Source organism: Mycolicibacterium vinylchloridicum, assembly GCF_013404075.1.
In the GTDB taxonomy this organism is placed as follows: Bacteria; Actinomycetota; Actinomycetes; order Mycobacteriales; family Mycobacteriaceae; genus Mycobacterium; species Mycobacterium vinylchloridicum.
The window spans coordinates 1-24519 of record NZ_JACBJQ010000003.1 but is presented as its reverse complement, the minus strand read 5'-3'; the positions used below and the strand labels follow the sequence as shown (position 1 = coordinate 24519).

Below are 24519 nucleotides of genomic sequence, written 5' to 3'. Positions count from 1 at the left end.
GAAAAAGCCCCGCACGCGCGAGCGTGTCGGGGCTTTTTCCGGGTCGAGGCGTCAGAAGATCGCGCGGACGATCATCTCGGCCACCGCGGCCGGCTTGTCGACACCGTCGATCTCGATGGTGTGCTTGACGGTCATGTTGACGGTGTTGTCGTCGACCTTGTCGGCGCCGACAAGCTCGGAACGCACCCGGATGCTGCTGTCCACCGGCACCGCCGCCACGAACCGGACCTTGTTCAGCCCGTAGTTGATGGCCATCTTCGCGTTCTCGACGCGGAAGTTGTCCTTGGACAGCGCGGGAACCAGCGACAGGGTGAGGAAACCGTGGGCAATCGGTGCGCCATAGGGGCTTTCGGCCTTGGCCTTCTCGACGTCGACGTGGATCCACTGATGGTCGCCCGTGGCGTCGGCGAAGTCGTTGATGCGCTTCTGGTCGATCAGCAGCCAGTCGCTGACGCCGAGTTCCTGGCCGACCGCGGACGCCGCATCGTCGATGGACGTGATCACCTTCATGGGGTCTCTTCCTTTTCAATTCTGAATTCAATTCAGACCGGTTACCCCGCCATCTTGACCGACGCCTAAAACGCCTCTTCGCTCAGGTCCATGATCGTCAGGTCGATCGACTCGGCGATCTTTCGCTCGGCGGCCAGCCGGGGCAGCATGTTGGCTGCGAAGAAGTTCGCCACCGCAACCTTGCCGCGGTAGAAGGCCTCCTCCCGCGGATCGGGGTCGCCGTCCAGCGTGTGCAGCGCAATCTCGGCCTGCCGCAACAGGAACCAGCCGATCAGCAGGTCGCCGACGGCCAGCAGAAAGCCCACCGATTCCAGTCCGACCCGGTACAAATCGCGCGCATTGTCCTGGGCGCCGAGGAGATAACCGGTCATCACGGTCGCGACGGCACGCACATTGTCCAGCGCGTCGGCCAGTGCTGCGCGGGCGGGGGCCAGCTCGGGACGGGCGTCGGGGCTGTCGATGAACTTCTCGATCTGGGTGACGACGTGCGCCAGCGCGCCGCCCTGGTCACGGGCGATCTTGCGGAAGAAGAAGTCCTGGGCCTGAATGGCGGTGGTGCCTTCGTAGAGCGAGTCGATCTTGGCGTCGCGGATGTACTGCTCGATCGGATAGTCCTGCAGGAAGCCCGAACCGCCGAACGTCTGCAGCGACTCGGTCAGGGTTTGGTAGGCGCGTTCGGATCCGACACCCTTCACGATGGGCAACAGCAGATCGTTGACCCGCTCGGCCATCGATGCGTCCGCGCCCGAAACCACCTGTGCCACAGCGGGATCCTGATGTGCAGCGGTGTAGAGGTACAGCGCACGCAGACCTTCGGCATAGGCCTTCTGCGTCATCAGGGCGCGGCGCACGTCGGGGTGGTGGATGATCGTCACCCGCGGTGCGGTCTTGTCGGTCATCTGCGTCATGTCGGCGCCCTGCACCCGGGTCTTGGCGTACTCCAGTGCGTTGAGGTAGCCGGTCGACAGCGTGGCAATCGCCTTGGTACCCACGAACATCCGGGCGTATTCGATGACCTTGAACATTTGCGCGATACCGTTGTGGACGTCGCCCACCAGCCAGCCGATCGCAGGCTTTCCATGCAGTCCCAGGCTGAGTTCGGTGGTCGCCGACGCCTTCAGGCCCATCTTGTGCTCGAGATTGGTGACATAGACGCCGTTGCGATCGCCGGGCGCACCGGTCTCGGGATCGAGCAGGAACTTCGGGACCACGAAGAGACTGAGCCCCTTGGTGCCCGGGCCGGCACCCTCCGGTCGGGCCAGCACGAGGTGCAGGATGTTCTCGAAGTAGTCGCCGGCGTCACCGTTGGTGATGAACCGCTTCACGCCCTCGATATGCCAGGTGCCGTCGCCGGCGTCGATCGCCTTCGTTCGCCCGGCGCCCACGTCGGAGCCGGCATCCGGCTCGGTCAGCACCATCGTGGCGCACCAGTTGCGTTCGGCGGCCAGCGTCGCCCAGTGCTTCTGCTGCTCAGTGCCGATGTGGAACAGGATGTTGGCCATGATCGGTCCGGCCATGTACATGAAGACCGCCGGGTTGGCCCCAAGCACCAGCTCGTCGATCGCCCAGGTGACCATCGCGGGGGCCGGCACGCCGCCGACCTCCTCGGAAAGCCCGATGCGGAACCACTCGCCCTGCTGCCAGGCCCGCATCGACTTCGTGAACGGCTCGGGCAGCGACACCACATGGGTGTCGGGGTCGAAGGTCGGCGGATGCCGGTCGGTCTCGGCGAACGACTCGGCAACCGGCCCTTCGGCCAGTCGGGCCGCCTCGGCCAGCATCTCGCGCACCGAGTCGCCGTCGAGATCGGGATAGTCGCCGAGGGCTTTCTCCAGATCGAGCAGCTCGAAGAGATTGAATTCGAGGTCGCGGACGTTGCTTTTGTAATGGCTCATCGAATGCGTCCTTCTCAGTCGCCGACGCAGCCGAGCCTAGTCCGTTCAGCTGGCCTGATCAGCGTGATCCACCCGCTGCCAGAAATATGATGTGGATCATACAAATGCCAGGATCGCTCGGTCGGGGCCCGGTTGAGCACCACTGTTTTCCAGCCGTTAACCCTCACGTCAACCCAGAGGTTGCGTTAAGAGCGTTCTAATCTTATGGTCATAATCATAGTTATGGAGTTGGTCTAGCGACCTGCCCCGCGAGGAGAGAAAAATGTGGCTGATCGAGCTGAACATCGCCGGCCACCGGTTCACGCGTCACGTGCCTGACAAGCGCCGGCAGCTGTTCGGTCGGGGCGCTCGTGCGCTGGCGTGGCGGGGTAGCCACTTCCGTGAAACCCCCGCCGCCTGAATGACCCAGACGCCAACCGGTACCGCCCGCCGAGCCCGAGGCTCCACCCGCACGAAGATGCTGGTGAGTGCCGCCGAGGTGTTGCGCGAACGCGGCGCCGCCGGAGTGACCATCGACGAGGTGCTGGCGCGCAGCGGAGCGCCTCGCGGCTCGGTCTATCACCACTTTCCCGAAGGGCGCAGCCAGATCCTGCGTGAGGCGCTGGACTACGCCGGGCACGAGATCAGCGCCAGCCTCGCCGAAGCCGCCAGGGAAAGCACCACCGTCCTGCTTCGCCGCTTCGTCCAGCTCTGGGAAAATGCCCTCCTCACAAGCGATTACACCGCCGGCTGCCCGGTACTGGCGGCCGCGGTCGGCTCCGGAGAGGACGAGCAGCAGCTGACCTCGGTGGCCGCGGAGATCTTCAGCCGCTGGCGAGACGCCGCCAAAGAGTCCTACCTGCGGGACGGCTTCGAGGCCGCCGAGGCCAGCGCACTGGCCGACACCACCCTGGCCGCGATGGAGGGCGCGGTGGTGCTGTGCCGCTCGGTGCGCAGCTTGCAGCCTCTGCACGACGTCACCGCCCAACTGGAATTCCTGATCAAGGCGAAAGAATTCGTGACGAAGTTCGGCGTGCCGACGATCAGCTCCTGAATTGCCAACGCGCACAGACAAAATCACCGTTGACGCCGGTTTCGGCCAAGGCCCACTCCGAACGTATCGGCAGAACCGGCGCGCCCACCCCCAGGCTGCACGGCGCATACGACACGACCAACTCGTCGACCAGCCCGGCCGCGACGAACTGTGCGCCGACGTCCCCGCCACCGACCACCCACACGTCGCGCTCGCCGGCGGCGTCGACCAGCCTGGGGTGAAGGTCGCAGACCGTGCCGCTGAACGCGAGAACCGGATGGCCCTCGGCGATGATCTGCGGACGGTGGGTCAGCACCCAGGTCGGCTGGCTGTACATCCACTCCCCCGGCGTATTGGCCAGCAGCCACTCGTAGGTCGCCGACCCCATCACCAAGGCACCGACTCCCGCGATGAACGCCTCATAGCCGAACGGGCCGTGGACGTCGATCGCGCGGGAGGTCAGCCAGTCCAGGCTGTTGGCGTCGTCGACGATGAAACCGTCCAGACTGGACGCGGTGAAGTACACGGTGGCCATGTCGGCCGATTATGGTCGGCCCGTCCGACAGCACCGGAACCGCTGATGTTGGAATACACAGCGTGACGACAACCCCTGGGCAGGATCCGGAGACCCCGGAAAGTGTCATCACCCGCTTCGGCATCCAGACCCTCGATGAGAACTTCACCGAGTTCACCGTGGTCGCCTCGATGCCGGTCGGCCACTTGGTCAACCCGTTCACCGGGATGCCGACGGTCGGGCCGCTGGCCATCCTGGTCGATGACGTGGGTGGCCGGGCCAACTTCTACCGCCGCGGCTCGGGGCAGTGGACGGTGTCCAGCGAGCTCACCGTCGAACTCAGCCCCGACGGCATCGACAGCCTGATAGCCGCACCTGACGAACCCGTGGTCGCCAGCAGCCGCCCGCTCGGCCCGCACGGCGCGACACTGCTGGCCATCTGCACGCTCAGCCACCGCGGCAGCACGATCGGCGGGGGCACCGTGCGAACAGTCGCGATCGCAGGCGGCCCCGACGGGCCCATCCAGCGCGGGCCCGACCCGTTGATCCGCACGCCGGAGACCTCGCTGGCCGACCTGATGTCGGGCCAACCGCTGCCGGTCGAGGACGGCACCTACCGGTTGGCGCAGCGACCGGATTCGATCATCAACAACCTGATCGGCATCGTGCACGGCGGCGTCAGCAGCGCCGGGCTGGAACTCGTCGCCTCGGCGGCGATCAACCACGAGCAGGCCGAACCGCTGCGCACCGCCTCGATCCGGGTCAACTTCCTGCGACCGTTCTTCGCCGGTGCCCAATCCCGTTACGAGGGAACCGCGTTGCGAATCGGGCGGAACTCCGCGATCGGGGATGCGCAGGCGGTCGGCGACGACGGCAAGGTGGCGATCGTCGCGCGGGTGACCGGGTACCGATGACCGTCGACTTCGCGGCGCTGTGCGCCAACGAGCCGGAGCTGGCCGCACTGCGCGCCTCGGTTCGCACCTTCCTGTCTGCCGATCGTGACGAATTCGGTTGGCAGCCCAGCGTTGACGCGTGGTTGTCCAGCTGGGACGAGGAATTCAGCGCACGGCTCGGTGACGCCGGATTCCTCGGCCTGACCATTCCCCGGGAGTACGGCGGGCAGGGTCTTGGCCATTTGCACCGCTACGTGGTGACCGAGGAGCTGCTGGCGGCGGGAGCGCCGGTGGCCGCGCATTGGATCGCCGACCGCCAGGTCGCCCCCGGCCTGCTGGCGTACGGCTCCGAGGACCAGCGGCAGCGGCTGCTGCCCAGAATTGCTGCAGGCCGATACTTTTCGGCGATCGGCATGAGTGAGCCGCAGGCCGGTTCGGACCTTGCCGCATCCGCTGCCAAGGCAACCCAGACCGACGGCGGCTGGAAGCTCTCGGGCACCAAGGTGTGGACGAGCGGTGCACACCTGGCCCATCAGATCGTGGTGCTGGCCCGCACCAGCCCGGTCGATCCGCAGCGCCGTCATGCCGGGTTCAGCCAGTTCATCGTCCCAACGGACCTACCTGGCATCAGCATCAGCCCCATCGTGATGATGTCCGGCGAACATCACTTCAACGAGGTGACCTTCGACGAGGTGTTCGTCGAGGACGCCAACGTCCTGGGCGAGATCGGTGCCGGCTGGCACCAGGTCACAGCCGAGCTGTCGTTCGAACGCAGTGGCCCCGAACGCATTCTGTCCACCGCTCCGCTGCTGACTGCGCTGGTGCGGCTCCTGGCCACCCAGGACGATCTCGACGACCATGCCGCCGCGGCCGTCGGAGACTTGCTGGCCAGGGTCATCTCGCTGCGGCAGCTGTCGGTGTCGGTGGCCAGGGCGCTGGCTGCCGGGCAGTCGCCGGTGAACGAGGCGGCGCTGGTGAAGGATCTGGGCACCCGTTTCGAGCAGGAGTCGGTGGACCTGGCCGCGGACCTCTTCTCCTATGCCGGCGAAGGCCCTGGGCGCGAGCAGGTGGCCGCACTGCTGGATGTCGCGCGGCTGCATTCACCACTGTTCACGCTGCGCGGCGGAACCAACGAGGTATTGCGCGGTGTGGTGGCCCGGGGAATGGGGTTGAGGTGACCCGCGCATTGACCGGAGGGGTCTTCGGACCAGTCGGCGGCACAGACGATTTCGCCGAGCTGCGGCAGTTGGCCGAGGACATCGGTGCGCGGTCTTTCGACGAACGGATCGGCCACCGCGGCCTGCCCGACGATTTCGACGCGACGGCCTGGCGCCACTTGCAGGACGCCGGCCTTACCCGTCTGACGAGTGACCCCGAATCCGGTGGTGGCCCAGCCGAATTGGCCGTTGTCCTGCGGGCGCTGGCCCGCCATGCCGTCTCGGTTCCGCTGGCGGAGACCGATGCGCTGGCCGGCTGGCTGGCTGCCAGGGCTGGACTCGAGGTGCCCGGCGAGGGTCCGCTGACGATCGCCGTCGGCGATGCGGGGGCGACGACGATCACGGGTGTGCCCTACGCCGGAGGCGCGGCTGCGGTGGTGCTGGCGCTCCGCGCCGGACCGGACCTTCACGTCGCGATCACCCAGCCCGCGGCAATCGCAAACGGGCACAACATCGGTGGCGAGCCGCGCGACACGATCACCGTCGGCGCCGAGACATCAATCACCGTCGGCGGCGCGGCCGACGAACTGCTACGCCGGGGCGCCTGGGCCCGGTGCGTGCAGTCGCTGGGCGCACTGGACGCGGCCGTTGAGTTCTCGGTGGCACACACCAGGGAGCGTGAGCAGTTCGGCCGTCCGCTCAGCGCTTTCCAGGCCGTGCAACACACGCTCGCCTCGATGGCCGGTGAGGTGGAACGCGCCAGGGCGGCCGCCGAACTCGCCGTCGCCGCCGTCGCCGGCCACGGATTCGAGAGCGCCCAAGCCGATTACGCCGTCACAGTGGCCAAGGTGGCGCTCGGCCGCGTCGTACCGAGCGTCGTCACCGCCGCCCACCAACTGCACGGTGCAATCGGCGTGACGGTCGAGCACCGGCTGTGGCTGGCGACCATGCGGGCCCGCGCCTGGATCGACGAGTTCGGCGACACCGCCTGGCACGCAAGGAAACTGGGCCGGATGGCGCTGGCATCCGACAGCGACGTGTGGGACTTCGTGGTCGGCGCGGTCTGACTCAGCTACCGGTCCAGTTCGGCGCGCGCTTCTCGGCGAACGCGATCGCGCCCTCCTGGGCGTCCTTGGACCCGAAGACGGGCATCATGATCTTCGCCTGCTTCTTCCACTGTTCCTCGGGCGACCAACCGCGCGACTCGGTGATGATCCGTTTGGTGGCTGCCACGGCCAGCGGGCCGTTGGCGGTGATCCGCTCGGCCAGCTCGATCGCGGCCTCCAGCGCATGGCCGGGCTCGGCCACGACGTTGACCAGGCCGAGTTCGTGGGCCCGCTCGGCGGGCAGGTTCTCACCGGTCAGCGCCAGCTCCATCGCGATCTGATACGGGATGCGCTGCGGCAGGCGCAGCAGCCCGCCACCGCCGGCCACCAGGCCGCGCTTGACCTCGGGGATGCCGAAAGCGGAGTCCTTGGCGGCCACGATCAGGTCGGTAGCCAGCGCCAGTTCGGTCCCGCCGGCCAGCGCGTAGCCCTCCACCGCGGCGATCAGCGGCTTGAGCGGCGGGCGTTCGGTGAAGCCCAGGCCACGGCCCTCGGCCACGACGTTCTCTCCGCGGGCGAAGGCCTTGAGGTCCATGCCCGCGCAGAACGAGCCACCGGCTCCCGTCACGATGCCCACCGACAGGCCGGCGTCGTCGTCGAGCTCGTCCATGGCGGCAGCCAGACCATTGCTGACCGCGGCATTCACCGCGTTCTTGGCTTTCGGCCGGTTGATGGTGATGATCAGAATGCGGCCGCGACGCTCGGTGAGGACGGCGGGCTCTTCGGTAACGGCGTTTTCAGTCACGTCCGGAATGGTAACTATCCACCTACGACAACAGTCGCGAGCCCGGTAGCATACAAAACTAGAACACGTTCCAATTCCTAGGAGGATGTGTGAGCCCCAGCGACGCGACACCCACCGAGACGGAGAAATGGGACCCCGGTCTGGTCGAGAAGACGATGGGCGTGCTGCGGCCGTTCCTCAAGCTCTACCACCGCAGTGAGGTCCGCGGACTGGAGTCTTTCCCGGCGGGCGGCGCCCTGGTGGTGTCCAACCACTCCGGCGGCCTGTTCGCGATGGACGTGCCGGTTTTCGCGCTCGGCTTCTACGACCACTTCGGCTACGACCGGCCGGTCTACACCCTGAGTCACGATCTGGTCCTGACCGGCCCGACCGCCGGCTTCTTCAAGCGCAACGGCTTCATCCGGGCCAATCACGAGAACGCCGACGAGGCGCTGCGCTCCGGTGGCGTGGTGGTGGTCTTCCCGGGCGGCGACTACGACGTCTATCGACCGACGCTGGCCCAGAACAAGATCGACTTCGACGGCCGCACCGGCTACATCAAGGCTGCGATCAACGCCGGCGTGCCGATCGTGCCCACGGTGGCGATCGGAGGGCAGGAGAGCCAGATCTTCCTCACCCGCGGCACCGGCGTGGCCAAGGCACTGCGACTGGACAAGCTGTTGCGGGCCAAGATCCTGCCGATCTCGTTCGGCTTCCCGTTCGGGTTGAGCGCCGTCGTTCCGCTCAACGTGCCACTGCCAACCAAGATCGTCGTGCGCGTTCTCGAGCCGATCGACATCACCGAGCAGTTCGGCGAGGGCCCCGACATCCATGCTGTCGACGCCCACGTGCGCGGCGTCATGCAGAAAGCGCTCGATGAGCTGGCCGCCGAACGCCGCTTCCCGGTGATCGGCTGATGGACCTGCTGGGCCGCCTGACCTCGATCGGCGATGCGCTCGTCACGCTGGGCAAGGCGGGCTTCCTGACCCCGATGCGGCCGGACCGCACGGTGGCGATGGTGGCCGCCGCGCGCAACGAGGGACTGTCCATCGCCACCGGGTTCGCGACCGCCGCCGCCCGCCGCCCCGACAGCCCCGGCCTGATCGACGAGCTCGGCACCCTGACGTGGCGCGAACTCGACGAGCGGGCCCATGCCCTGGCCGCCGCGCTGCAGACATTGCCGAACGGCACTCCGCAGGTGGTGGGCATCATGGCCCGCAACCACCGCGGCTTCGTCGAGTCGCTGATCGCCGCCACTCGCATAGGCGCCGATGTCCTGCTGCTGAACACCTCGTTCGCGGGCCCGGCGCTGGCCGAGGTGGTCAACCGCGAAGAGGCCGACATCGTCATCTACGACGAGGAGTTCACCTCCTCGGTGGACCGGGCATTACAAGACCGCCCGCAGGCCGGGCGCATCCTGGCCTGGACCGACCAGCCGACGGACGCGCCCACGGTCGAGAAGCTGATCACCGACCACAGCGGACAAAAGGCCACCAAGACCGGCCGCAAGAGCAGGCTCATCCTGCTGACCTCGGGCACCACCGGAACTCCCAAGGGCGCCAAACATTCTGGCGGCGGTGCCGGCAACCTCATCGCGATCCTGCAGCGCACGCCGTGGCGGCTGGGCGAGACAACGGTGGTCGTCGCACCGATGTTCCACGCCTGGGGCTTCTCGCAGCTGGTGTTCGCCTCGGCGATGGCGTGCACGGTGGTGACCCGGCGCAAGTTCGATCCGGCGGCGACGATGGCTCTCGTCGACAAGTACAAGGCCACCGGATTGTGTGTGGTGCCGGTGATGTTCGACCGCATCATGGACCTGCCCGACGATGTCCGTCAGCGCTACAGCGGACGCACACTGCGGTTCGCGGCATGCTCGGGATCGCGGATGCGTCCCGATGTCGTCACCAAGTTCATGGACGAGTTCGGCGACGTCATCTACAACAACTACAACGCCACCGAGGCGGGCATGATCGCCACCGCGACGCCTGCCGATCTGCGGGCGGCGCCCGACACCGCAGGAAAACCGGCCGTCGGCACCGAGATCCGTATCTACGACGACGAGTTCAACCTGGTTCCCACCGGGGAGGTCGGCCGGATCTTCGTGAAGAACTCCACCCAGTTCGACGGCTATACGACAGGCAGCACCAAGGACTTTCACGAGGGATTCATGTCCTCGGGCGACATCGGCCGCCTCGACGACGCCGGTCGGCTGTTCGTGGTGGGCCGCGACGACGAGATGATCGTCTCCGGCGGCGAGAACGTCTACCCCATCGAGGTGGAGAAGACACTGACCACACATCCGGAGGTGGCCGAGGCCACGGTGCTCGGCGTCGACGACGAACAGTACGGTCAGCGGCTGGTCGCTTTCGTCGTGCTCTCCGAGGGATCGAGTGCGGGTTCCGACGACCTCAAGGCTCACGTCCGGGAGAACCTGGCCAACTACAAGGTGCCGCGGGAGGTCACCATCCTGACCGAACTCCCACGAGGCAGCACTGGCAAGATCCTGCGTAATGAACTCATCGCTCGCACGTCTGACGGCTAAGCTGCGACGCCCGCGCCCACTGGCGCGCGCGATCGTCGAATTGACCAACGCCGCCAACGGGTTTCGCCCGCTCGGCCGCAAAGGATACAAGACGCTTGCGGTCTTCTGGTTCGGCTGGCCGACATCGGAGGTTCCGCTGGTCTACCTGGCCGGCTCGATGCTCGACGCCGTCCGCCGCGGCCTGCGTGGCGACTTCCGCGGCCGACGCGGAATCGCGGCGCTGGCACTGACCGCCTTCTCGTGGGCGATCCTGGCGGCGATCCAGCGCCGCAACGTCACGACGTCCCGCCGGGTGCTGACCGCCGCGCTGGTGGAGGGTCTCGGCGAGGACTTCACCGACGTCCTGGGCACGTTGCCGAGCACGCCGTCCCCGTCGGGGCGGCCCAGCGCGTGGCGGACCACCTGGTCGCGACGGCAGTACGTGGAGAAAAGCAATATCGTCACGTACGGCCCGCACGGCCGGGCCAACCTCGCCGACGTGTGGCGCCGCCGGGACCTGCCGCGCGACGGTAAGGCGCCGGTGCTGCTCGAAGTCCCCGGCGGCGCATGGGTCTTCGGCTGGCGCCGACCGCAGGCCTACCCGCTGATGAGCCACCTCGCCGACCGCGGCTGGATCTGCGTGGCGATGAACTACCGGGTCAGTCCGGCGCACACGTGGCCCGACCACATCGTCGACGTCAAGCGGGCACTCGCATGGGTCAAGGCCAACATCGCCGACTACGGCGGTGACCCGGACTTCGTGGCCATCACCGGCGGCTCGGCCGGCGGCCACCTGGCCGCGCTGGCCGCACTGACTCCCAACGATCCGGAGTACCAACCCGGTTTCGCCGACGCTGACACCTCGGTGGTGGCCGCTGTCCCGGTATACGGCCGCTATGACTGGTTCACCACCCGGGGCGAAGGCCGCCGGGAGTTCATCGGCTACCTCGAACGCATCGTGGTCAAGCGCCAGTTCACCCGGTTCCGCGACATCTACACGGCCGCATCGCCCATCCGCCGGCTACGGGCGGACGCCCCGCCGTTCTTCATCCTGCACGGCGAAGATGACTCCATCATCCCGGTCGGCGAGGCGCGCGAATTCGTCGAGCAGATGCGCGAGGTGTCGAAATCCGAGGTGGTGTATGCCGAATTACCCGGAGCTCAGCACGCGTTCGACATCTTCTCCTCACCGCGGGCATACAACTCGGCCGAAGCAGTTGCGCAATTTCTGTCGTGGGTATACGCCAGCGCGATGAAGAATAGGCCTTGTGCGTAGACACATCCGGCGGGTGCGCGATATCGGCCTACGCAGGCTCGCGATCGCGTTTCTCGCCCTGGCCGCCGTGATCGGCCTCAGTGTCAGCGGGTACATCTCCAGCCGGGAGAGCACCAACCAGGAGACCTATTTCGGCGACCCGGACAACCCCAACCGCGTCGACGTCACGGTCTGGATCACGCGCGTCGATGCGACGACACAAGCCCTTTCGGTGACCATCATGGATGTCCTCCCGAACGGAACACTGGTCGATCCGCGCGGCAACTTCGCCCAGGACACGACCGTCACCACCGCCGCAATCGGCACCTGGCGGGCCGAGATCAAAGCAGGCGATTCCGCCCCGGATATCGAACAGCGCGTCACCATCGTCGGCACCGTCACCGACTACCCGTTCGATCGCTATTCCGGCCGCCTCGAGGTGCACGCCCTGGGTGCCGACGGTGACGAATTGCCGGTCGGTCTAACGGTATTGAACACCGACCCGTTCTTCGGGATCACCACGACCGCGGACACCGCACCGAACGGCGGCGCCGTGGTGAACCTCGGGGTCTACCGGAGCATGCCCACGCTGATCTTCGCGGTCTTCGTCATGGTGCTGATGCTGGGCCTGGCGCTCGGGGCCGTGGTGGCGGCGTTCTACGTCCTGCATTGGCGCCGGGGTCTGATCTTCCCGGCCTGTTCGATGATGGCGGCCATCCTCTTCGCGCTGATCCCGTTGCGCAACGCGGTTCCGGGCAGTCCGCCGATCGGGTCGCTCATCGACTTCGGCTCGTTCTTCATCGCCGAAGCCGTCATCTCCATCGCGTTGATCTCCAGCATCGTCTGGGGTTTCCGGCATCAGCGGAGCATCGAACGCGCCGAGGAAGAGGCAACCACCGAGGGCGAACACGACGATGGCGTCGTCGAGGAGCCGGTCTAGGCTTGCGCCATGGCGGTTTCCACGACGGCCAGCTCACCGGAAAGCCCTGCGGCCAAACGAATTTCGGAGAACGCCGCCAGCATGGCGTCGGTGACTTCATGCGGGTCGCGTACGGTCGAGCCGTCGGAGAGCACCGAGATGTTGAGCTGGTCCACGTAGCTCCACACGGTGATGTTCAGCCCGCTGCCTGCGGTCAGCGGACCGACGGAGTAGATCTCGGTCACGAGAGCGCCACCGACGCGGCCGTGCTCCCTGGGGCCCGGCACATTCGAGATGGGCAGATTCAGCACCTTGTTCTGACCGTCCCTGGTGGACAACCACTTGAACAATGCCTGAGCCGGCGCGGGCGGCAGATACGTCGACCACCGGCTGACCAGTTCCGGCCCGACGAGTTGATGACTCTCCTTGGCGAGCACGGCCGCATCGTGGGTCTGGCGGACCCGCTCCAGCGGATCTTCGACGTCGACGGGCACCGCGACCATCATGCCGGTGAAGTAATTGCCCGACACCCGGTCCGGGTCGAAGTTGAAGCTCACCGGGACCGAGGCCAGCAGCGGGTGATTCGCTTTACCGTCGTAGCGCAGCAGCAGCGTGCGCAGCGCTCCGGCGGCCGTTGCGAGCACCAGATCGTTGATCGTCACGCCGAGGAGCTTGCTGGTCTCCTTGAACTCGGCGAGCGCCAATGTCGCGGTGGCGAAACGACGTTGGGGATTGAGCATGTGGTTCATGAATGACGGCGGCGGGGTGAACGGCATGGTCAGTTCGGGTGACAGCTTGCGGTTGCTCTGCCGCACCCGGCGCATGCCGTCGTAGGTGTACTTCATGACACCGGGCAGTTTGCCGAGCTGCCGGAAGTGGTCGGTGAACGCCGAGCGCACCAGTTCACCGCGAGCGGGCGCGGGGTCGGTCGGAAACTCCTGATCCGGATCAGGGCCACTCTGCAGGTCCATCCCCCGTGCCATCAGGTTGCCCGAGGCGACCCCGTCGGCCAGGGCGTGGTGGATCTTGCCGACGACCGCGATCCGACCGTTGGCCAGTCCCTCGACGAAGTACATCTCCCACAGCGGCCGGCTGCGGTCCAGCGGGGTGCTGGCGATCTCACCGATCGCCTCGTCGAGCTCGCGACGCCCACCCGGCTCCTTCACCCGCCACGGGCGGATGTGGTAGTCGAGGTCGACGTCGCAGTTCTCCCGCCACATCGGGTGATGGAATTTGAACGGGATGTTCACCAACTGGTAGCGGAACGGGTCGAGCTTGTAGAGCCGGCCTCGGATGACCTGCCGGAACTCCTCGACGCCGAAGCTGCGGTCACCGATGCCCTGCAAATCGATGACCGCGATCTTGAGGGTGTGCATGTGCACATTGGGCGCCTCGCTGTACAGCAGCACCGCATCCCAGCCACGCAGTCTTTTCATCGCTGAACCCTCTTCACCCGGTGCAACCTCCCAGCCGGGACATTACAACCGGTGCGGGCTCAGATGACCTCTTTGGTGGACATGAGGGCGCGATCACGTCGAATCTGATTGAGAAACAGGCCGATTGCCGTGGCGACCGAACCGGTGCGGGCGCCGTCGGTCATGTCGAAACCATGCCCGGCACCGGGCAATTCGACGTAGCCGACCTTCGAGCGGGACACCGAGCGCAGCCGCTCGACGAATGCCTGGGCCTGCGCCACGGGGATCACACTGTCACCGGAGCCGTGCACCACCAGGAACGGCGGCGCCTTGGGATGAATCCTCGCGATCGGCGACGCCTTGCGGAACAGGTCGCCGTGGCGACTCTGCTTCTTGTTGACGACGACCCGTTCGAGGAAGTCGACGAAGCGGGTGCGCTCGGGAGTGGAGCGGTCTTCCCAGTCGTAGCGGCCGTAGATGCCGACGACGGCGTCGACGGCGGTGTCCGAATCCTGCGGAAGGTGTGCCTGGTACTCAGGGTCGTCGATCGTGAGGCCCGCCAGTGCGGCGAGGTGGCCACCAGCCGAACATCCGGCCACCGCAACGAAATTGCGGTCGCCGCCGTAGCGGTCAACGTTGGCGCGGGCCCAGGCGATCGCAGCCTTGACATCCTGGATGTGCCGCGGCCACCGGTGGTGCGGCGCGACCCGGTAATCGATCGACAGGCACACCCAACCCTGGGCGGCCAGGTGCGACATGAGGGCGTAGCCCTGGATGATCCGGCTGCCGTGCACCCAGGCGCCGCCGGGGAGGAACACCATGACGGGGGCTGGTTCGGCGGGCAGGTCCTCGCGACGCCAGACGTCGAGCAGCTGCGACGGGTGGTCGCCGTAGCGGACCGATCCGCGATAGAGATGTTTGCGATGTTCGAGAGCCTTCAGAACCGGCGGTGTCTTCTCCGGTGCCGGCCACTCGATCTGCAGATCCTCAGCGGCCACGACACCGCGGAGCCCGGCCTCGGCCACCTCTCGGGTGCTCTCCAGCTGCGCCTTGCGTGTCTCACCGGCATTCGGTGCCAGCCACGACCTGGCGGCCGCGCCGACGAGCTCCGGCATCTGTCGGGCACCCCAGACACTCATCGCCGTCGCGGCGCCCAGTGGCTCGAGATGCTTGCCGACAATCGGCAGCTGGGCCGATGCAACACTCATCGCCAGCAGGTAGTCGGCCGGTCCGGCCTGCATCAGCCACCGAGCCGTCTTCCACGGGATCATTGCGGCAGCGTACCCCGCCCCACCGGTGGGAAACGACAAATTCTTCGGAATGTTCACTGCTTTGCTACATACCAGGCAGAACTGTGGTGCTACAAGGCATGCCGTTGAAGCGGGCGTTTGCCCGAACGCGTCAATAACGCGTGCTAGTGACCAGCGTTGCGGGCCAGCTCGATGGCGAACGAGTTCACAAAGTTGCCGGGGCCGGGATTGCCACGTCCGCACGACCCGTCGGAGTCTCCGGGACGTTTGACCCAGAGGAATGCGTCGATGTGACCGTTGCCGGTGGCGGTGGTGGGTTGGACGCCGAGCGCGCGGCCGCTCGGATTGCACCAATACAATTCGCCGTCGGCCGGTCCATTGCCATTACGGGACGTGTCAATCACGTACGGCTTGCCGCCCGTCATCCCCGAAATCGCTTCCCCGTAACCGATTTCCTCGTCGGTGGTGAAGAAGTTCGAAGTATTCAAGCTGAAACCGCGGGCGTTGGCGATGCCGACCTGATTGAGCCGGTTGGCAATCTCCTCGGCGGGCAGCCAGCGCGAATGCCCGGCGTCGACGTACACCGCGGCCGCCGGATTACGAGTCAGGGTGTCGACCCCATAGCGGATCAGGTCGAATCGTTCCTGGCGCGCGTCGCCCGACAGGCAGTCGGCCATATCGAGGGCATCGGGCTCGAGGATGATCGTCACGGGTCCGCCGCCGATCTGGGCGGCGACGCTGTCGATCCAGCCGCGGTAGGCCGCACCCGACCCGTGCCCACCCGAGGCGAAGCTTCCGCAGTCGCGGTTCGGGAGCGAGTACATGGCCAGCATGGGCATGGCGCCCGCAGCCCAGGCGCCGGTGAGGTACCGGCTCACCGCCGCGGCCGGGACCAGGTTGTCGATCCAGTAGGCCTGGGGCGTGTTCGCGATATAGGCCAGTTCAGGGCTGTCCGGGTTGGCCTTCGACGCGCGCATCGCCGCCGAGTTCGGGTCCACGTAGAACGGCGACCCTCCGATCGGCGCAGCATCGTCGGCCAGCCGGATGGCCGGCGCGATCTGCGGGCCGGTGGACAGAACCATCCCGGCGACGACCGCGACCGTCAGAAAAGGAGCAATCCACCGGGCAACCACACCGGCAGCAGAGGACATCACCGAAGAAAAACTAGTGCCGCAGGTCAATAAACGCCAACCGTCGGCGACAATGACCCGACAGCACGCCGCTGGACTGAGGCGACCCTGAAGGAGGCCGCGATGGCCGAGTACGCCGATGCGATCTACACCGGTGGCGATATCGTCACGATCGACGATCACAACCCGTCGGCGAATGCGTTGGCCGTGCGAGCCGGGCGTATCACCGCGGTGGGTGACGGCGCCGATCTGCTGACAGCCCATCGGGGGCCGGGAACCCAGCTGATCGACCTCGACGGAGCGACACTGCTGCCGGGATTCCTCGATCCGCACAGCCACTACATCAACTCGCTGACCGTGGCCAACCAGGTGAACGTCTTCGCGCCACCGGCAGGGCCTGGTGCCGATGTCGAAGCAATCGTCAATTCACTGAGGTCATTTCGGGATACCCATCGGACACCACCCGGCGAGATGATCGTCGCGTATGGCTACGACGACACTCTGATGCCGGGTGGCCGCACGTTGCACAAGGAAGACCTCGACATCGATTTCCCCGCCAATCCGGTTCTGGTCGGCCATGTTTCGATGCACGGCGCGGTGCTCAATTCGGCGGCGATGCGGATGTTCGGCATCAATGAGGACACCGAGACCCCGCCCGGCGGGGTGATCGTACGCAAAGAGGGTTCCAACGAGCCCGACGGGTTGGTGATGGAGACCGCGTTCCTGCCGATCTTCGCCGCCATGCCCAAGCCGACACCGTCGCAGGAGATCGCCTGGAGCAAGGCCGGTCAGCTTCTCTACGCCGCAGCCGGTATCACCACAGCGCACGAAGGCGCCACACACGCTGCCGACGTGGAGTTGATCTACCGGGCAGCGGACGGCGGCGCCGCGCTGATCGACGTGGTGGCGTATCCCTTCATCCTCGAACTCGACGACGTGCTGAGGCGCCATCCGGCGGCGACATTCGGCAGCTACCGCAACCGGGTCAAGCTCGGCGGGGTCAAGGTCACCCTGGACGGCTCGCCGCAGGGCCGCACCGCTTACTTCACCACGCCCTATCTGGTCGACGGACCCGACGGTCAGCACAATTGGTGCGGTGAGCTCGGGTTCTCCCAGGACACCGTCAACGGCTGGTTCAAGCAGGTTTACGATCTCGGGCTGCCGCTCGATATCCACGCCAACGGGGACGCGGCCATCGACGTAGCGCTCGCGGCACACGAGTTCGCCGCCGCGGGCGATCTCGGTAGGGACCGTCTAACCGTCATGGTGCATTCGCAGTTCGTTCGGCGAGACCAGCTGCAGCGCTACCTCGAATACCGGATCATTCCGTCGTTTTTCACCCCGCACACGTTCTACTTCGGCGATGCGCACGTGCGGCTGCGCGGCAAGACGCAGGCGGACTTCCTGTCCCCGATGCGGGCGGCGATCGACCTCGGGCTGGCCCCCACCAACCACACCGACTTCGTCGTCACCCCGTTGGATCAGATGTTCGTGGTGTGGACGGCGGTGAACCGAATCTCGCGCGGCGGCGAAACCATCGGTGCCGACCAGCGCGTCACCCCGCTGGAGGCCCTGAAGGCCATCACGATCAACGCCGCGCGCCAGTACCGGGAGGCAGACACCAAGGGTTCACTGGAGGTCGGAAAACTCGCCGATCTCGTTGTGCTGGACGGCAACCCGTTGAAGGTGGACCCGATGCGGATCAAGGACATCCACGTGGTGGAAACCATCAAGGAAGGTGTCACCGTCTACCGCGCCTGAGCGCTACGGCGTGAGGATGACCTTGACGACTTCACCGCCGCGCGCCGCCACGGCGGCGTAGCCCTCTGCGGCCGCCTCCAGCGCCAGGTTCGTGGTGAAGATGCCGTCCACGTCGAGGCGGCCGTTCTGTAGCAGCGGGATCAGTTCGGGCCACGTCTGCTGGACCGGTGCCGTCGTCATCCGGAAGGTGAGGCTGCGCAGCAGGCCGGTGAGCGCGGGGAACGGATACGGGTTGAGGTTGTGCACCCCGACCACCGACACCGTGCCCCTGGCCCGGACCGTGGCGATCGCGTCGTCCAGCGTCGTGTCGTTGCCGACGGCGTCGATGACCGAATCAGCGCCGGTACCACCGGTGGCTTCCATGATCGCGGGCGCGGCCGCCGGCGCGATCGCGATCGCGCCCAGTTTCGCCGCCCGGTCGCGCCGCTGCGCGACCGGGTCGACGGCGAATACCCTTGCCGCCCCCAGGAATAGCGCACTGCGCACGGCACACAGGCCGACCGCACCGAGACCGATGACCACCGCGGTGCCGCCGACCGGGATATCGGCGCGCTGGGCGGCCGCCCACCCGGTGGCCAGGTTGTCGGTGAGCAGCAGCGCCGCCTCGGTGCTGATGTTCTCCGGCATCTTGAGCAGCTGGAAATCCGCGGCCGGGACGGCCATCAGTTCGGCCTGCGCCCCGCCGAGCACACCGGAGCCGAAGATCTGCGGGCCCGACGCACACTGGATCGGGTCCTGGGTGGCACATCCGGCGCAAGCGCCGCAGCCGGCCACCGAGGACACGATGACATGGTCACCGACGGTCACCGTACGGACATCCGGCCCCACCTCGACGACCGTGCCGACGGCCTCGTGGCCCAGCGAGACGGGCTGGAACAGCGGATAGTCACCCTCGTAGAAGTGCAGGTCCGAACCGCAGATGGCGGCCGCGGTCACCTTGACGATGGCCCCGTCCGGCCCCGGAAGAACCGGGTCGGGCCAGTTGTCGACCCGGACCGATCCTGGGGTGTCGATGAGTACCGCGCGCATGATCGTCCCTCACTTCCCTTTCGTCACAACGAAATTCGACCACTCGGGGGCACGCACCGCGTTCCAGTACACCGGCAGCCGCCATGGGCTCACCGTGTGGATCTCACCATCGGGATTCTTGAAGTACGAATGCTCGATCGAGGGATGCGCCCAGACCATCGTGTTGATCTCGGCCTGATGCCGCCGATGCCATTCCTCGGTGGCCGCAACAGTGGGTTCGATTGCCTCCCAGCCATTCTCGATGATGTCGGCCAAACAGGCGTTGATGTAGCGCATCTGCAGCTCGGAGTTGAAGATCAAGCTGCCGCCGTGCGCCAGATGGTTGCCCGGGCCGTAGAGCATGAAGAAGTTCGGGAATCGCGGCACGGTGATGCCCAGGTAGCCCACCGGCCGCTGACCCCACGTGGCACGCAGGTCCACCCCGTCACGGCCGGTGATCGACATCGGGTACAGCACCTCGGTGGCGCGGAATCCGGTGGCGTACACGATCACATCGACGTCGTGAGTCACTCCGTCGGCGGTGACGACACCGTGGGGGGTGATGCGTTCGATCGGCGTGCGCACCAGCTCGACGTCGTCGCGGCGCAGTGTGGTCAGCCAGGTTCCATTGTCCTGCAACGTGCGTTTGCCCGTCGCGGGATAGTCCGGCAGCACCTTGCTCAGCAGCTCGGAATCGTCGCCGACCTGAGTGGTGATCCAGTCGGTGAACATCAGACGCGCCACCGCGTTGATCTCGCTGACCGCATAGTTCGGGTCGTCAGGGTGGGTGTAGTCGGGATCCGAGCGGGCCGCCTCCAGACCCTTGTCCGCCCCCGGCCACATCACCAGGAAGCGGTACCAACGGTTGTAGTACGGAAGGTGATTCATCGCCCAGCGCACACCGTCGCCGACGCTGTCGTGGTACATCGGGTTGGGGAACATCCACTGTGCGGTGCGCTGGAAGACCGTCAGGTGCTGCACCTGGTCGGCGATCGCCGGCGCGATCTGGAATCCGCTTGCCCCGGCGCCGATGAGCGCGACGCGCTTACCAGTCAAGTCGACCGAGTGGTCCCACGCTGCGGAATGGAAGGCCGGGCCCTCGAAGGTGTCGGCGCCCTCGATGTCGGGGAGGTGCGGCCGGTTCAGCTGGCCGACGGCGGTGATGACGGCCCGGGCCCGGATGCTGGATTCGGTCCCGTCCTTGCCGCGCACGATCACCAGCCAGATGCCGTCGTCGTCGCTCCAGGTCGCCGAGACCACCTCGGTCTCCCAGCGGACATTGGCGTCGAGATCATGCCGGGCCAGCACCGTTTCGAAGTAGGCGCGCAGCTCGGGCTGCTCGGCGAAATAGTGCGACCAGTCGTTGCTCGGCTCGAAGCTGTAGCAGTAGAAGTGATTGGCGACGTCGACCCGGGCACCGGGATAGCTGTTCTCCCACCACGTTCCGCCCGGGCCTGCGTTCTTCTCCACGATGGTGAACGGGATGTTGGCCTGCTTGAGCCGGATGCCGGCGAGCAGACCCGATTCGCCGCAGCCGATCACGACGACCGGGAAGTCGGCGGCCGCCGCGGGGTCGAGTGCGACGGGGCGGCGCGGGTCGACGTCCTCGAGGTCCATCTCCTCCAGCACCATCGGCCGGTACTCGTCGTCGACGTGCTCGCACGCCGCCCAGTCCAGCATCTCGGAGATCAGCTCAGGACTCAGCGGCACCGGCCCCGGGCAGCCCCGGTCGCGGTAGTCGGCGATGACCGGCAGCGCCAGCGCACGGGCCTTGGCCTTGTCCTCCTCGGACATGAAGCCCTGGACTTCGTTGAGGAAGACGCCGGCCTGCTTGAAATCACGGATGAAACGCGGGTCACCGGTGATGTGCACCAGGGACAGCAGCATCGTGGGGATGCTGACCTGCTCCAACGCAGCGGCAATCTCGTCGTCAGATGACGTGAAGGGTTGCCCCGCATAGGGATTGGTCGACATTGACGGTGTCCTCTCACTGCTGAGGGCAATTACGCTACGCAGCGTTCCGTAATTGCCGTCACCACGATACTGTCTCCCGCCGTCGTGGATCAAGGTCCTGTCCTACCCGGATGCCGGGTTGCCATACTGGTCGGCGTGGCCAACACCGACATCCATCCCGAGCTGCGCAGTGCTGCGCGGTTCACTCCGCGCAAGCTGATCTATCCGTGGACGCTGCCGATCCTGCGGCGGCTGACCGGACTGCAGCGACCCGACAACGACGGCGTCGAGGTGCTGACCTTGGAGTCGGGCGTCGGCGTCCGCCTCTACCGGCCCACCGGCACCGCGACGACGACCCCGGCACTGCTGTGGATCCACGGCGGCGGGTATGTGTTGGGCACCGCGGCCCAGGACGACGTTCTGTGTCGCCGGTTCGTCAAGGAGCTGGGCATCACGGTGGCCTCGGTCGACTACCGGCTGGCACCCGAGCATCCGTACCCCGCGCCGCTGGAGGACTGCTACGACGCGCTGCAATGGCTGGCACGGCTGCCCGGAGTCGATCCGGATCGCATCGCGATCGGTGGGGCCAGCGCGGGCGGTGGCCTGACGGCGGCGCTGGCGCTGTGGGCGCGCGACCACGACGGGGTGAAGCCCGTCTTCCAGCTGCTGGTCTATCCGATGATCGACGACCGCAGCGTCGGCAGCCACCTCGAAGACGCGGGTCACCGGCTGTGGAACCCCGCCAGCAACGCGTTCGGCTGGAAGGCCTATCTGGGCGGCGCCGACCCCGAGGTCGCCGCGCCCGCCCGTCGAACCGATCTCGCCGGGCTACCGCCGGCCTGGCTCGGGGTCGGGACGCTGGACCTGTTCCACGACGAGGACCTCGACTATGCCGAGCGGCTGCGAGCCGCGGGTGTGCCGTGCCAGGTTCACGTGGTGCCCGGCGCGTTCCACGGCTTCGACGGGATTGTCGCCAAGGCCGATATTTCGACGGCGTTCTTCTACAGCCAGTGCGACAGCCTGCGCGAGAGCTTCGGAGGCTGAGTCCATGGCGGCGCTGAGCACCGAGCAGCGGGATCTGGCCGACGCGGTCGCCGAGCTGATGGCCAAGCGCTCGCCGGAGGCCGAGGTGCGCCGACTGATGGCGACCGACTCCGGATACGACCCGTCGGTCTGGGCCGAGCTGGCCGCCATGGGTCTACTTGGGCTTGCGATACCCGAGAAGTTCGGTGGCTCCGGTGCAGGTGCGGTGGAAGTCGGGTTGGCCATGGAGGCGATGGGCCGGGCCCTTCTCTGTGCGCCGTACTTGTCGTCTCTCCTGACCACTCACCTCCTGCTCGCGCTCGGGGACGCCAAGGAACAGGCCGATGTGCTGCCCCGCATCGCCGCGGGCGAGTTGATCACGACGGTGGCGTTCGCCGAACCCGGTTCGGCCCTCCCGCCGGAGAAGCCGAAGACCGTCGCTGCCCCAGCCGGTTTCGAGTGGCGACTTTCCGGCACCAAGACCTACGTGCTCGATGCGACGATCGCCGCGCGCATCTACGTCCTGGCCGGGGATGCGGTGTTCGCGGTCGCGCCCGACGGGCCCGGCGTCCAGATCAGCGCACTGTCGACGGTCGATCCGACCCGCAAGCAGGGCCGGATCGTGTTGAACGACAGCCCGGCTCGGCTGGTCGGCACCTTGGAAGGCGGCGCCGCCGCACTCGACAAGGCGCTGGATCTTGCGTCGGTGGCGTTGCTGGGCGAGCAGGCCGGCGGCGCGATGCACGCGATGCGGATGGCCGCCGACTATGCCAAGACCCGGTTCCAGTTCGGGCGTGCGATCGGGAGCTTCCAGGCGATCAAGCACATGTGCGCCGACATGCTGCTGGAAGCCGAGTCGGCGACTTCTGCGGCCCGGCACGTGGCCGCGGTCTTCGACGCCGGCGATCCTGGCCGGTTCGCTGATCTTGCTGCCGCACAGTCATATTGCTCGGAGGCATTCGTTTCCATTGCGGCGAACAGCATCCAGGTCCACGGCGGGATCGGCTTCACCTGGGAGCACCCGGCGCACCTGTATCTGCGGCGGGCGCGGACCGACGCCCAGTTGTTCGGCGATCCGGCGTGTCACCGGGAACGCTACGTGCGGCTACGGGAGGCACAGTGACCGACGAAAGCACAGCGACCGACGACGAGGTGCGCGACGAGGTCCGCCAGTGGCTGGCGGACAACTGGGATGCCGAGATCGACCGCGGCCGCTGGGCGCAGCTGGTGTTCGACGCCGGCTGGGCCGTACCGAGCTGGGAACCCCAGTGGTGGGGCCGCGGTCTCAGCGATCCGCAATCCCGAATCGTGGCAGCCGAATTCGCGGCGGTGGGTGCTCCGGGGACAGGGCATGACCGGGCGAATCTGTTCGCCTGTACGCTGCACGATCTGGGCAGCGACGAGCAGAAGCATCGACTGATCCCACCCTCGATCCGCGGCGAGACCAAGTGGTGTCTGCTGTATTCCGAGCCCGGTGCCGGGTCGGATCTGGCCGGGTTGCGCACCCGCGCCGAGCGGGACGGCGACGAGTGGGTGATCGACGGCCAGAAGGTGTGGACGTCGTTCGCCAAGACAGCCGACTACGGGCTGCTGGTCGCCCGCACCGATTGGGATGTGCCCAAGCACAACGGAATCAGTTTCTTCATGTTCCCGATGCGCCAGCCCGGTGTCGAGGTTCGCCCGATCCACCAGATCACCGGCGAGTCGGAATTCAACGAGGTGTTCATCTCCGGTGCGCGTGTGCCCGACGCGAACTTGGTTGGTGAACCTGGCGGCGGCTGGTCGGTGCTGCAGGTGGCGTTGTCATACGAGCGACGACTGATGGGCGATCTGGCCCGCACAGCGCGTTCGGCCCGCAAGCCGCAGGCCGACGCCGACAGTCTGATCGAGATGGCCCGCCGTGCAGGCAAACTCGGTGATTCGTTCATCCGGCAGGAGATCGCCCGGGTCGAGACGTACGCGGCGGTGAACCGGTGGAACACCGCGCGGGCCAAGGCCACCACGGATCGGGCCGAGGCCGCCACCCTGTTGGCGCTGGGCAAGATCGCGATGTCGCGGATTCTGCACGAGACGGCCAAGGTCCAAACCGAAGTCGCCGGTCCCGAGTCGATGCTGACCGGTCCGGACAATCCGGTCGGGGATGCGGTGACCTTCCGCACGTTGAATGCATATTTCACGTCGATCGGCGGCGGCACCGACCAGATCCAGCGCAATATCGTCGGCGAGCGCGTGCTCGGCCTGCCGAAAGAACCGGAGCCATACCGCAATACGGCCTTCCGGGAGTTGCCTCACTAGGCCTTGCGCTGCACGGTTGTCCCCAGTCTCGGGTTTATCCCCAGGTCGCTTCCTGTTGCCTCATGTCAAGATGCGCGCGTAGGAGGTTTGACTGCCTCGCGTATGAGTGCGCGTGTGTTGACGCTGTCTCCCGGTTTGCTGGTGGTCAAGATGAGGAGCTGGTTGGTCAATGCGTGAA

General features: G+C 66.7%; 22 protein-coding genes. 13 read left to right on the top strand and 9 right to left on the bottom strand.

Annotation, left to right across the window (positions count from 1 at the left end):
* Positions 1-51: 51 nt before the first annotated feature.
* Complete coding sequence (locus tag HPC46_RS03740) at positions 52-510, bottom strand: MaoC family dehydratase (protein WP_179466946.1); 459 nt, start codon at positions 508-510, stop codon at positions 52-54.
* 65 nt (positions 511-575) lie between these two features.
* Complete coding sequence (locus HPC46_RS03735; RefSeq protein WP_179466944.1) at positions 576-2405, bottom strand: acyl-CoA dehydrogenase; 1830 nt, start codon at positions 2403-2405, stop codon at positions 576-578.
* A gap of 262 nt (positions 2406-2667) precedes the next feature.
* On the opposite strand from HPC46_RS03735, the gene HPC46_RS03730 reads away from it, so the two are divergent.
* Both HPC46_RS03730 and HPC46_RS03725 read left to right on the top strand, forming a co-directional pair.
* Entirely contained in the window at positions 2668-2805 is a 138-nt protein-coding gene (locus HPC46_RS03730; protein ID WP_005142681.1) for a hypothetical protein, read from the top strand.
* Positions 2806-3438 (top strand): TetR/AcrR family transcriptional regulator, encoded by a 633-nt coding sequence (locus tag HPC46_RS03725; RefSeq protein WP_179466942.1) that lies wholly within the window; start codon positions 2806-2808, stop codon positions 3436-3438.
* On the opposite strand, the gene HPC46_RS03720 is transcribed toward HPC46_RS03725, so the two are convergent.
* Positions 3428-3952 carry a dihydrofolate reductase family protein gene (locus tag HPC46_RS03720; RefSeq protein WP_179466940.1) on the bottom strand — a complete coding sequence of 175 codons (525 nt, stop codon included), beginning with the start codon at positions 3950-3952 and terminating at the stop codon, positions 3428-3430. The genes HPC46_RS03725 and HPC46_RS03720 overlap by 11 nt on opposite strands.
* A gap of 62 nt (positions 3953-4014) precedes the next feature.
* Between HPC46_RS03720 and HPC46_RS03715 the strand changes: the two genes are divergently transcribed.
* From HPC46_RS03715 to HPC46_RS03705, 3 genes are read left to right on the top strand one after another with little or no spacing between them, the layout of a single operon-like run.
* Entirely contained in the window at positions 4015-4845 is an 831-nt protein-coding gene (locus tag HPC46_RS03715; protein WP_179466938.1) for a PaaI family thioesterase, read from the top strand.
* Positions 4842-6002, top strand: a complete 1161-nt coding sequence (locus HPC46_RS03710) for an acyl-CoA dehydrogenase family protein (RefSeq protein ID WP_179466936.1) — start codon at positions 4842-4844, stop codon at positions 6000-6002. The genes HPC46_RS03715 and HPC46_RS03710 overlap by 4 nt, the downstream gene beginning before the upstream one ends.
* A complete protein-coding gene (locus tag HPC46_RS03705; protein WP_179466934.1) occupies positions 5999-7048 on the top strand; it encodes an acyl-CoA dehydrogenase family protein in 1050 nt (349 codons plus the stop codon). The genes HPC46_RS03710 and HPC46_RS03705 overlap by 4 nt, the downstream gene beginning before the upstream one ends.
* Position 7049: 1 nt before the next feature.
* Here the strand turns inward: HPC46_RS03705 and HPC46_RS03700 are convergent, their stop codons facing one another.
* Positions 7050-7832 (bottom strand): crotonase/enoyl-CoA hydratase family protein, encoded by a 783-nt coding sequence (locus HPC46_RS03700; protein ID WP_179466932.1) that lies wholly within the window; start codon positions 7830-7832, stop codon positions 7050-7052.
* 89 nt (positions 7833-7921) lie between these two features.
* Between HPC46_RS03700 and HPC46_RS03695 the strand changes: the two genes are divergently transcribed.
* From HPC46_RS03695 to HPC46_RS03680, 4 genes are read left to right on the top strand one after another with little or no spacing between them, the layout of a single operon-like run.
* On the top strand, positions 7922-8728 hold the full coding sequence (locus HPC46_RS03695; protein ID WP_179466930.1) for a 1-acyl-sn-glycerol-3-phosphate acyltransferase: 807 nt from the start codon (positions 7922-7924) through the stop codon (positions 8726-8728).
* Entirely contained in the window at positions 8728-10353 is a 1626-nt protein-coding gene (gene fadD12, locus HPC46_RS03690; protein WP_179466928.1) for an acyl-CoA ligase FadD12, read from the top strand. The genes HPC46_RS03695 and fadD12 overlap by 1 nt, the downstream gene beginning before the upstream one ends.
* Complete coding sequence (locus HPC46_RS03685) at positions 10322-11608, top strand: alpha/beta hydrolase (protein WP_179466926.1); 1287 nt, start codon at positions 10322-10324, stop codon at positions 11606-11608. Before fadD12 ends, HPC46_RS03685 begins: the two co-directional genes overlap by 32 nt.
* Positions 11601-12527 carry a DUF4436 family protein gene (locus HPC46_RS03680; protein WP_325096558.1) on the top strand — a complete coding sequence of 309 codons (927 nt, stop codon included), beginning with the start codon at positions 11601-11603 and terminating at the stop codon, positions 12525-12527. Before HPC46_RS03685 ends, HPC46_RS03680 begins: the two co-directional genes overlap by 8 nt.
* Here the strand turns inward: HPC46_RS03680 and HPC46_RS03675 are convergent.
* The 3 genes from HPC46_RS03675 to HPC46_RS03665 form a co-directional block, all read right to left on the bottom strand.
* Positions 12524-13942: a WS/DGAT/MGAT family O-acyltransferase gene (locus tag HPC46_RS03675; RefSeq protein WP_179466924.1), complete on the bottom strand. Its 1419-nt coding sequence runs from the start codon at positions 13940-13942 to the stop codon at positions 12524-12526. The two genes, HPC46_RS03680 and HPC46_RS03675, sit on opposite strands and share 4 nt — an antisense overlap.
* Positions 13943-14001: 59 nt before the next feature.
* A complete protein-coding gene (locus tag HPC46_RS03670; RefSeq protein WP_179466922.1) occupies positions 14002-15192 on the bottom strand; it encodes an alpha/beta hydrolase in 1191 nt (396 codons plus the stop codon).
* 143 nt (positions 15193-15335) lie between these two features.
* Entirely contained in the window at positions 15336-16322 is a 987-nt protein-coding gene (locus HPC46_RS03665) for a glycoside hydrolase family 6 protein (RefSeq protein WP_179466920.1), read from the bottom strand.
* Between the two features lie 102 nt (positions 16323-16424).
* On the opposite strand from HPC46_RS03665, the gene HPC46_RS03660 reads away from it, so the two are divergent.
* A complete protein-coding gene (locus HPC46_RS03660) occupies positions 16425-18062 on the top strand; it encodes an amidohydrolase (protein ID WP_179466918.1) in 1638 nt (545 codons plus the stop codon).
* Between the two features lie 3 nt (positions 18063-18065).
* Here HPC46_RS03660 and HPC46_RS03655 read toward each other — a convergent pair whose 3' ends face one another.
* Positions 18066-19091 carry an alcohol dehydrogenase catalytic domain-containing protein gene (locus HPC46_RS03655; RefSeq protein WP_179466916.1) on the bottom strand — a complete coding sequence of 342 codons (1026 nt, stop codon included), beginning with the start codon at positions 19089-19091 and terminating at the stop codon, positions 18066-18068.
* Positions 19092-19100: 9 nt separating this feature from the next.
* Entirely contained in the window at positions 19101-21044 is a 1944-nt protein-coding gene (locus tag HPC46_RS03650) for a flavin-containing monooxygenase (RefSeq protein WP_179466914.1), read from the bottom strand.
* A gap of 135 nt (positions 21045-21179) precedes the next feature.
* On the opposite strand from HPC46_RS03650, the gene HPC46_RS03645 reads away from it, so the two are divergent.
* From HPC46_RS03645 to HPC46_RS03635, 3 genes are read left to right on the top strand one after another with little or no spacing between them, the layout of a single operon-like run.
* The gene (locus tag HPC46_RS03645; protein WP_179466912.1) at positions 21180-22067 is read left to right on the top strand and encodes an alpha/beta hydrolase; all 888 of its coding nucleotides are present in this window, start codon (positions 21180-21182) and stop codon (positions 22065-22067) included.
* Between the two features lie 4 nt (positions 22068-22071).
* On the top strand, positions 22072-23169 hold the full coding sequence (locus HPC46_RS03640; RefSeq protein ID WP_179466910.1) for an acyl-CoA dehydrogenase family protein: 1098 nt from the start codon (positions 22072-22074) through the stop codon (positions 23167-23169).
* Positions 23166-24341 (top strand): acyl-CoA dehydrogenase family protein, encoded by a 1176-nt coding sequence (locus HPC46_RS03635; RefSeq protein ID WP_179466908.1) that lies wholly within the window; start codon positions 23166-23168, stop codon positions 24339-24341. Before HPC46_RS03640 ends, HPC46_RS03635 begins: the two co-directional genes overlap by 4 nt.
* Positions 24342-24519 lie beyond the last annotated feature (178 nt).

What these genes read in the sequence shown, in the direction of transcription:
- HPC46_RS03640 (WP_179466910.1), top strand. Translation starts at nt 22,072, where the DNA reads ATGGCGGCGCTGAGCACCGAGCAGCGGGATCTGGCCGACGCGGTCGCC.
- HPC46_RS03665 (WP_179466920.1), bottom strand. Translation starts at nt 16,322, where the DNA reads ATGTCCTCTGCTGCCGGTGTGGTTGCCCGGTGGATTGCTCCTTTTCTG.
- HPC46_RS03660 (WP_179466918.1), top strand. Translation starts at nt 16,425, where the DNA reads ATGGCCGAGTACGCCGATGCGATCTACACCGGTGGCGATATCGTCACG.
- HPC46_RS03670 (WP_179466922.1), bottom strand. Translation starts at nt 15,192, where the DNA reads ATGATCCCGTGGAAGACGGCTCGGTGGCTGATGCAGGCCGGACCGGCC.
- HPC46_RS03730 (WP_005142681.1), top strand. Translation starts at nt 2,668, where the DNA reads ATGTGGCTGATCGAGCTGAACATCGCCGGCCACCGGTTCACGCGTCAC.
- HPC46_RS03720 (WP_179466940.1), bottom strand. Translation starts at nt 3,952, where the DNA reads ATGGCCACCGTGTACTTCACCGCGTCCAGTCTGGACGGTTTCATCGTC.
- HPC46_RS03675 (WP_179466924.1), bottom strand. Translation starts at nt 13,942, where the DNA reads ATGAAAAGACTGCGTGGCTGGGATGCGGTGCTGCTGTACAGCGAGGCG.
- HPC46_RS03710 (WP_179466936.1), top strand. Translation starts at nt 4,842, where the DNA reads ATGACCGTCGACTTCGCGGCGCTGTGCGCCAACGAGCCGGAGCTGGCC.
- HPC46_RS03650 (WP_179466914.1), bottom strand. Translation starts at nt 21,044, where the DNA reads ATGTCGACCAATCCCTATGCGGGGCAACCCTTCACGTCATCTGACGAC.
- HPC46_RS03725 (WP_179466942.1), top strand. Translation starts at nt 2,806, where the DNA reads ATGACCCAGACGCCAACCGGTACCGCCCGCCGAGCCCGAGGCTCCACC.
- HPC46_RS03740 (WP_179466946.1), bottom strand. Translation starts at nt 510, where the DNA reads ATGAAGGTGATCACGTCCATCGACGATGCGGCGTCCGCGGTCGGCCAG.
- fadD12 (WP_179466928.1), top strand. Translation starts at nt 8,728, where the DNA reads ATGGACCTGCTGGGCCGCCTGACCTCGATCGGCGATGCGCTCGTCACG.
- HPC46_RS03655 (WP_179466916.1), bottom strand. Translation starts at nt 19,091, where the DNA reads ATGCGCGCGGTACTCATCGACACCCCAGGATCGGTCCGGGTCGACAAC.
- HPC46_RS03735 (WP_179466944.1), bottom strand. Translation starts at nt 2,405, where the DNA reads ATGAGCCATTACAAAAGCAACGTCCGCGACCTCGAATTCAATCTCTTC.
- HPC46_RS03685 (WP_179466926.1), top strand. Translation starts at nt 10,322, where the DNA reads ATGAACTCATCGCTCGCACGTCTGACGGCTAAGCTGCGACGCCCGCGC.